This window comes from Vibrio sp. 10N.222.46.A1 (assembly GCF_041473595.1).
In the GTDB taxonomy this organism is placed as follows: Bacteria; Pseudomonadota; Gammaproteobacteria; order Enterobacterales; family Vibrionaceae; genus Vibrio; species Vibrio tasmaniensis_A.
Genome location: NZ_JBFRSN010000360.1, coordinates 1 through 8,104 on the forward strand (window position 1 = coordinate 1; position 8,104 = coordinate 8,104).

The following is an 8,104-nucleotide window of genomic DNA, read 5'->3' on the forward strand; positions in this document are numbered from 1 at the left end:
TACTTACAAAGAGAAAACACCAAGCTAAGGAAGCTCAGTAATGTTCTAGATTTAGAGAGGTTACTGTATAGGAAAGGATTCGACTTTGTTGATCCTGGCTCTCTTGATTTTTTTGAGCAGTATAATTTATTTTCGCAAGCTGAAGTTATAGTTGGTGCTTCTGGTGCTGCCTTTACCAATTTATTATTCATGAAACCAGGTAGTACAGCTATATCACTATACCCATCGGCACAAAGCACTAACTATTATGTATTTCAGCCCTTAGCTGATGTTTCAAATGTTCATTTGATTCACTTCCTTACTACTCCTGACGATAACTCAAACTCTGTTCACGGTGATGCGAACGTAGATGTCAAAGAACTAGAAAAACTATTGGAAAAACTTGATGATTAAAACATTTAAATTCAATGTGCTTGGTGACGATAGAGGATCATTAGTTTCTCTCGAAGAATTGGGTAACATTCCCTTTGAAATTAAGCGTGTTTACTATATTTTTGATACAAAGAGCCAAATATCTAGAGGCTTTCATGCTCACAAAAAATTAGAGCAAATGGCGATTTGTGTGAAAGGTAGCTGTAGAATTGTCTTAGATGATGGTCAGTCGAGAGAGAGCGTTGTACTCGATAGTCCAGAACAAGGGTTGTATATTGATAATAACAAATGGCGAGAAATGCACGATTTTTCAAAGGATTGTGTTTTGTTGGTACTCGCGAGTAATATTTACGATGAGTCAGATTATATTCGTGATTATGAAGAATTTTTAAGGTTGGTAAACTAATGACTATACATAAAAGTGCGATCGTATCGAAAAAAGCAACGATTGGTAAAAATGTAACTATCGGAGCCTTTAGTATAATTCATGACAATGTAGATATTGGAGACAATACGGTTGTCGAAAGTAACTGTGAACTAGGTGTAGAAACTTCTTTATCAGGTAATAGAAAGTTAGTTGTTGGTAAAAATTCACATATTCGCTCATACAGTATGTTTTATGAGGGTTCGACTTTTGATGAAGGTTTAGTTACGGGTCATCGAGTTTCTGTTCGAGAGAAAACCGTCGCTGGTAAAAACTTTCAAATTGGAACCCTATCAGATATACAAGGGGATTGTGAATTTGGTGATTATGTGAGGCTTCACAGTAATGTTCATGTAGGAAAACTTTCAAAAGTCGGAGATTACGTCTGGCTATTTCCCTATGTTGTCCTTACGAATGACCCGCATCCGCCAAGTAACGTAATGCAAGGCGTTGTTATTGAAGACTATGCTGTGATAGCTACAATGTCCGTAATATTACCGGGAGTCACGATCGCTAAAGGTTGTTTAGTTGGAGCAAGTTCAACAGTAGCTAAAAGCACTCAAGAAGATATGCTTTATTCTGGTAATCCAGCGAAATTAATCGGCCCTGCCGCAAGAATACGCTTGAAAGATGGTAGCCGCAAGCCAGCTTACCCTTGGGTTAATCACTTCCATAGAGGCTATCCAGATGATGTCGTACAGCAATGGGTAAAGGAGAGTAACTAAATGTATGATATTCACGATATTGAAGTTGGGATGTCCGCATCATACTCTCAAACTATTTCTGAAGCTGATGTAAAGCAATTTGCTGGCTTCTCTGGAGATAGAAACCCCGTTCATCTTGATGAAGTTTATGCTGAAAACTCTCGTTTTAAGAAAAGAATCGCTCATGGCATGATTAGCTCTAGTTTTTTTTCCGCGCTGTTTGGAACTAAGCTGCCAGGTGAAGGCTGTGTCTATGTATCTCAATCCTTGAAGTTTAGGAAGCCCGTTTACATTGATGATACGGTTGTTGCTACTGTAGTTGTAAGCGAAATTGATATAAATAAACGTCGCGTTTATTTTGATACGTATTGTAAAGTGGGCAAGCAAAAAGTTATAACCGGCCAAGCAGAAATATACATTCCAGAGTAATTATGATGATTCCATTTTTAGACTTAAAAAAAATTAACGAAAGATACAAAGACGAAATTAAGGCTTCCTTTGACAAGGTTATTGACTCTGGTTGGTATATCATGGGAAATGAGCTCGAGCAGTTTGAAAGAGAGTTTTCAACTTATTGCCAAACGAAGTTTTGTATTGGTGTCGGCAATGGGCTAGATGCTCTAACGCTTACTTTGAAAGCATGGAAAATTATGGGGTTAATCGATGATGGTGATGAAGTTATTGTCCCTTCTAACACTTTTATTGCATCGGTGCTTGCTATTTCGGAGTGTAATTTGACTCCTGTATTAGTTGACGCAGACCCAAATAACTTTAACATCGATGTTTCCAAAATCGCTCAAAAAATCACATCAAAGACCAAAGTCATACTTCCGGTACATCTGTACGGTCAATTAGCTCCAATGAAAGAAATTTGTAAGCTAGCTGAAGATTATGACTTGTTGGTGCTAGAAGATTGCGCACAAGCACATGGAGCTATGATTGATGGGAAAAAAGCGGGATCTTGGGGTCATGCTGGTGCCTTCAGTTTCTATCCAGGGAAAAACTTAGGGGCTCTAGGTGATGCCGGTGCAATTACAACAAGTGACGAGAAGCTAAAGGAAATAGTTTCTGCATTAAGAAGCTATGGCTCTCACATAAAATATGAGCACATTTACAAAGGTGTGAACAGTAGGTTGGATGAAATACAAGCGGCTATTTTAAGAGTTAAGCTTAAGTACATTGATGAAGATATTAAAGATCGTCAAAGGGTTGCACGTTATTACATTGACAATATTAATAATGATTTAGTAAAACTCCCTGAATGGGAATATGAAGAAAGCCATGTTTTTCATTTGTTTGTTATTAAGACATCGGAACGAGAAAAGTTGAGTGAATACTTGTTAGAAAATGGTGTTCAAACTCAAAAACACTATCCTAAATTTGTCAATGAACAGGTAGCGTACGCCGAAATAGATCATGAAAATGAAGTTAGAGCTATTTGTGATGATATTTTAAGTCTACCGATAAGCCCTATTTTGACTGAATCAGAGCAAAAGCATGTAGTGAACCTGATCAATAACTGGTCTAATTAATTATGAACGAATCGAGTCTTCCTCTAATTTCAATATGCATGGTTACTTATAATCATGAAAATTATATTTCAGATTCTATTGAAAGTTGTTTATCTCAAACTTATAAAAACTTTGAGCTAATTATTGTTGATAATAACTCTACAGATGGTACTGTTGAAATAGTAAGAAATTATGAATCTGAAAGCAATAAAATTAAATTAATTGCTCTGGATAATAATACCTTCCCTTCACATGCATCTAACTTGGCAATTAGATCTGCAAAGGGGGTTTATATTACTTTACTTTCAGGTGATGACCTTTATTACAATAACAAACTAGCAATGCAATTGAAGTTGATGCTTGAGAGTGGGGCTCGTTTTTCTTTCACTTGGGTCGACACAATTGATGATGAAAAAAATATATGTGGTCACGAATTATCTAAAATATTTAATAAGGATTTTAATAGTTTAGAGATAAAAAAACATTTCATTGATTGTGGAAATATGTTGTGTGCGACTTCAGCGATGTTACATAGAGGCATCTTTGAGGAGTATGGTTATTTCGATGAAAGGTTACTTCAACTTCAAGACTATGACATGTGGTTAAGGTTATCTTCTACTGAAGATATTACATTACTTAACCATAAATTGTCTGCGTATCGGGTGAGAGGAGACGGTGAGAATTTGAGTTTGGCTATCAACGACTCAAAGTTTTTCCGAAGTGAGTATGAACAGTTTCGCGTTGAACGTCGATTTTTAGATTTTGACCTAGAAGTATTGTCATCTGTCGTATGTTCTAAGTGTTCTGACTCCTCTAAATATCATAAATTACATGATTATCTAATTAGCATCGGTAAATTTGCATCGGCTAAGGCAATACTCGATGAGTTCTATACTCGTATTGGCGCTAATATTAATTTCCCTTCTGATAACTACAGTAAATTTTTTGACTTATACTCAAGATCTGACTTCTTCAGAAGCAAAGTTTTAGATGAAGTCAGTATTTTGACAGGTAAAAATAGCTCGTTAAATCATAAGGTTGAATTGTTAGAAGAGCAAGTCAATGCTCTTGATAGCACGGTTAACCGTTTAAGTGCTATTGAAAACTCTACTACTTGGAGAGCTGTACAGCCAATTATAAGTGTATTAATTAAACTGAAGAGAGCAAAGAGTCTCGTTCTTTATCTACCACGCATTATCCGTCAGAAAGGTCTTAGAAATACCCTAAAATATGCTTTTCAAGTCTTTAAGTCAGGCGGGCTACGCACCCTCGTACATACAGCTTTAAATAATTCAGCGAGAGGACATGTCCATAGTTTGACTGAGAGAGACTTTATCAACAAGCCTTCAGTATTAGCTCATGAAGTTTGTCTAAACTCCGTGACAATCATAGCTGAGTTAAGTATACAACAGTGTACTAAATACAGAGTTACACAGAAAAAGGAAATGCTGGAGCTACTAGGTTTTAAGTGCGAAGTGGTTTCTTGGACTGATTACTATCAGTCGAGAACGAGTATATCCCATTCGTCAGTAGTTATTTTTTATCGGGTTCCGAGCACTGATACTGTATTGGCTTTGATTGAAGAGTGTAAACGCCTCAATGTAAAAACTTTTTGGGAAGTCGATGACCTTATCTTTAACGAAGCTATACTAGCAGAAAGTAAAACTGTTAGTGATCTCTCGAGTGAAGTTAGAACTCAAGTTTTGGAAGGCGCTAATTCTTATAAGCAAGCACTTCTTGCGTGTGATATGGCAATTGCTTCGACCTCTGGTTTAGCTGAGTCTATGAATGCTGAAGGAGTTGAAAATGTTTTCATACTTGAAAATTGCTTAGATTCAGAAACTCTTCAGCTAGCTAATGAGATATTAAAGAGTTCGGAAAAGAAACAGAAAATAGATAATAAGATTAGGATAGTATATGGGTCAGGCACATCAACTCATAATATTGATTTCGAAGAAGCCGCTTCGTCTATTGCGAAAGTACTGAGAGAAAACTCTCAGGTAATTTTTAGAATCATAGGTTTACTGGAGCTACCATCCAGCTTTGATGGCCTTGATGCTCAAGTAGAACGCTTTGAACTTTGTAGCTACTCTGAGTATTTACGCTTGCTATCTGAGTGCGATATCAGTATTGCACCCTTAGAGAAATATATATTTAATGAAGCTAAAAGTAATATTAAATATATCGAAGCATCTATAGTAAAACTTCCTTCAGTATCGTCTCCTTTGAGTGCCTTTATCGATGTCATCGACGATGGGGTAAATGGTTATATAGCTAGTGATCAGGTTGAGTGGTTTGACAAGCTGACAAAGCTTGTTTGTTGTGAGCAAACGCGACAAGACATGGCGATTAATGCAAATACTACAGTCTTGGCCCGCTATAATACAGAATCGATAGCAAACACTCAGTTAATGCCAATTGTAAGAGACTATAGTTGTATTAAGACCAAACCAAGAATAGTTGTATTCAACGTTTTTTATTCTCCAAGGTCTTTTGGTGGTGCTACGATTGTCACAGAGCAAATAAATAAGCTTTTACAAAAACATAAAGGCTATGAAGTGTATGTGGTTACTACTCTTCCTGTTGATGATGCTTTACGAGCTTACGAGCCTGTTCGTTATGAGGTAGAAGGTGTAACTGTATTCGGTGTACCTGTACCAAATGAGGATATGGAACTTTACAATAACAAATCAATTGTAAAGCCAGTAGCAAAAATATTAGAGGTGGTTAAGCCTGATCTGGCTCATGCACATTGCTTGCAAGGACTGGGAATCGGTGCTCTTCAAAGTTGCATTGATAAAAATATAAACTATATTGTTACTGTTCATGATGCTTGGTGGTTATGTTATAAGCAGTTTATGATCGATTCAAAAGGTGAGTTCTGTGGTCAAGATAAAATTGATTTAAGCAAGTGTAAGAACTGTACAGATAATCAAAAAACGCCTTCACTTCGAGATGCTGAACTCAGGCACTATCTCAAAAATGCATGTGAAGTTTTAGCTCCGAGTAGTTATACTGCAGAGCTTCATGATCTCAATAATATGCACCCTAAGCCTTTAACCGTTGATAGAAATGGTATTCTTATGCCTAAAGCATCAATAGTTAAAAAATTTGACGGTAGTATAACTTTTGGTTATGTCGGCGGAAATACTCCTATTAAAGGCAGCGACTTGGTATTAAAAGCTTTCTCTAATGTTAATAATTCTAAAGCTTTTTTGAAAATAGTTGATAATATGATAAATTTAGGACATAAGTCTTATCCGGATCATGTTGTATCTAGCATAAATAACTGCACTATAGTTCCTGGGTATAACCAAAATAATATTGATGATTTTTTTGAATCTATCGATGTGTTGTTATTCCCCTCAAGATGTAAAGAAAGCTTTGGTCTTACCGTCAGGGAGGCTATTGCTAGAAATGTTTGGGTTATTACTACTGATTCCGGTGGTGTTACAGAGTGTATTATTGAAGGAGAAAATGGGAATGTTATTCCATTTTCTTCTGATTCAAAGAAGTTAGAGAATGCAATAAATAATGTTATCACCCATTATGAGAAGCTGAAGCTTGGAGATGATGTTGACTTGCCTAAAGATTCAATCGCATATTTTAGTGATCAAGTAGATAATCTTGATGGAATATACAAATCATACCTTTAATAATAAATGATCTGGTTGGGTTGAATTATATAATTTTTAACCCACTCCTTAATTGAGAAATTGTCGTCATTTTATTTTTCGGTTGTTATTAGTTGTGGTTATAATCAGTGTTTAAAATTAAATGATGATAAATTTATGCTTGAAAACAAAAAAGAAGTTTCTGCGATAATTATTACGTTCAATCCCGTCCAAGAAGAACTTAAGTTATTAGTCGACAAATTGAAGCTACAAGTTTCGAAAATTTATATAATTGATAATAATTCCTCTGTGCCAATAGATATAGATGACTCTGAACAAGTCGAAGTGACATTTTTATCGGACAACATGGGGATTGCATATGCTCAAAATATTGGTATTAACAAGGCATTAAATGAGGGTTTTATTGACTTTATTTTGTTTGATCAAGACAGTGTTCCATCTGAATCAATGGTAAAAGAGTTGTTTATAGCTCGACAAGCAGCTCAATTTGAAGGTCAAAGAGTTGCAGCCGTTGGTCCTGTTCATATAGATCAAGATACATTTTCTGAATGTTTGTTTATTCGTACATCTAGGTATAGTGTCAATAGGTTCTTGTCGAGTGATAGAAGTGAAAATACCTTTTCTCCATGTGACTTTCTGATAGCTTCTGGTTGCCTTATTTCAAAGGCTACGCTTGATGATATTGGTTATATGGAAGAGGGGCTATTCATTGATTGTGTTGATATTGAATGGGGATTTAGAGCGAAGAGTAAAAATTATGTTTGTATCGCTGCATTTAATGCGAAAATGTATCATAAGGTTGGCGGTGCTCCGTTGAAAGTTTTAGGTCAAAGCCTTACAACTCATTCCCCAGTACGTCATTATTACTATTATCGTAATTTTTGCCGTTTGCTACAAAGGGCATACATACCATTGAGTTGGAAAGTTTATACTCTTATAAGATCAAGCTTACAAGCACTTATTTTTTGTGTATTTCTCAAACCTAGGTTTATGCAATTTAGATGTATTATAAAAGGGGTTTTTCACGGTCTAACCAATCGAAGTGGCAAGTATGAGTAAAAAGATCGTTTACGTAATAAATGTTGATTGGTACTTTCGTCTTCACTGGTTAGAGCGAGCAGAGTACTTCCAATCTTTAGGTTTTGATATTCATATTGTTAGTAGCTTTTCAAATGATGCGATTAAAAATGAATTGGAATCTAAAGGTTTTATTTGTCATCAGTTATCTGTAAAAAGAAAAAGTGTTAACCTTCTTCGAGAGATCGGTAGTATTTTCCGCCTTAAGAGAATATTAGATGAAATTGAACCTGAATTGATACATTGTGTGACAATTAAGCCTAATATATATGCAGGCTTGCTAAATAGATTGTTTTTTAATAAACCGATAATCTATAGTGTAACTGGGTTAGGCGCAGTTTTTAGTTCTAATTCAATTAAATTCAATCTCTTAAGACGTAT

8 protein-coding genes are annotated in these 8,104 nt (G+C 35.7%); all 8 read left to right on the top strand.

Annotation, left to right across the window (positions count from 1 at the left end; genetic code table 11):
- Window positions 1-393 (top strand): DUF563 domain-containing protein (locus AB4496_RS11470; RefSeq protein WP_372131002.1); only part of this gene is annotated, 393 nt, incomplete at its 5' end.
- The gene (locus AB4496_RS11475; protein WP_009847941.1) at window positions 386-778 is read left to right on the top strand and encodes an FdtA/QdtA family cupin domain-containing protein; all 393 of its coding nucleotides are present in this window, start codon (window positions 386-388) and stop codon (window positions 776-778) included. The genes AB4496_RS11470 and AB4496_RS11475, both read left to right, overlap by 8 nt.
- Complete coding sequence (locus AB4496_RS11480) at window positions 778-1,521, top strand: acyltransferase (protein ID WP_009847940.1); 744 nt, start codon at window positions 778-780, stop codon at window positions 1,519-1,521. The genes AB4496_RS11475 and AB4496_RS11480 overlap by 1 nt, the downstream gene beginning before the upstream one ends.
- A complete protein-coding gene (locus tag AB4496_RS11485; protein ID WP_009847939.1) occupies window positions 1,522-1,929 on the top strand; it encodes a MaoC family dehydratase in 408 nt (135 codons plus the stop codon). It abuts the gene before it with no gap.
- Between the two features lie 5 nt (window positions 1,930-1,934).
- Window positions 1,935-3,032 carry a DegT/DnrJ/EryC1/StrS aminotransferase family protein gene (locus tag AB4496_RS11490; protein ID WP_032555314.1) on the top strand — a complete coding sequence of 366 codons (1,098 nt, stop codon included), beginning with the start codon at window positions 1,935-1,937 and terminating at the stop codon, window positions 3,030-3,032.
- A gap of 2 nt (window positions 3,033-3,034) precedes the next feature.
- On the top strand, window positions 3,035-6,667 hold the full coding sequence (locus tag AB4496_RS11495) for a glycosyltransferase (protein WP_083784128.1): 3,633 nt from the start codon (window positions 3,035-3,037) through the stop codon (window positions 6,665-6,667).
- Window positions 6,668-6,802: 135 nt separating this feature from the next.
- A complete protein-coding gene (locus AB4496_RS11500) occupies window positions 6,803-7,705 on the top strand; it encodes a glycosyltransferase family 2 protein (RefSeq protein ID WP_009847936.1) in 903 nt (300 codons plus the stop codon).
- The coding region (locus AB4496_RS11505) for a glycosyltransferase (RefSeq protein ID WP_372131004.1) at window positions 7,698-8,104 on the top strand (407 nt) is incomplete at its 3' end. The genes AB4496_RS11500 and AB4496_RS11505, both read left to right, overlap by 8 nt.

Excerpts from the sequence above, each read along its gene's own strand:
- AB4496_RS11500 (WP_009847936.1), top strand. The coding sequence starts at position 6,803 with ATGCTTGAAAACAAAAAAGAAGTTTCTGCGATAATTATTACGTTCAAT.
- AB4496_RS11495 (WP_083784128.1), top strand. The coding sequence starts at position 3,035 with ATGAACGAATCGAGTCTTCCTCTAATTTCAATATGCATGGTTACTTAT.
- AB4496_RS11490 (WP_032555314.1), top strand. The coding sequence starts at position 1,935 with ATGATTCCATTTTTAGACTTAAAAAAAATTAACGAAAGATACAAAGAC.
- AB4496_RS11475 (WP_009847941.1), top strand. The coding sequence starts at position 386 with ATGATTAAAACATTTAAATTCAATGTGCTTGGTGACGATAGAGGATCA.
- AB4496_RS11485 (WP_009847939.1), top strand. The coding sequence starts at position 1,522 with ATGTATGATATTCACGATATTGAAGTTGGGATGTCCGCATCATACTCT.
- AB4496_RS11480 (WP_009847940.1), top strand. The coding sequence starts at position 778 with ATGACTATACATAAAAGTGCGATCGTATCGAAAAAAGCAACGATTGGT.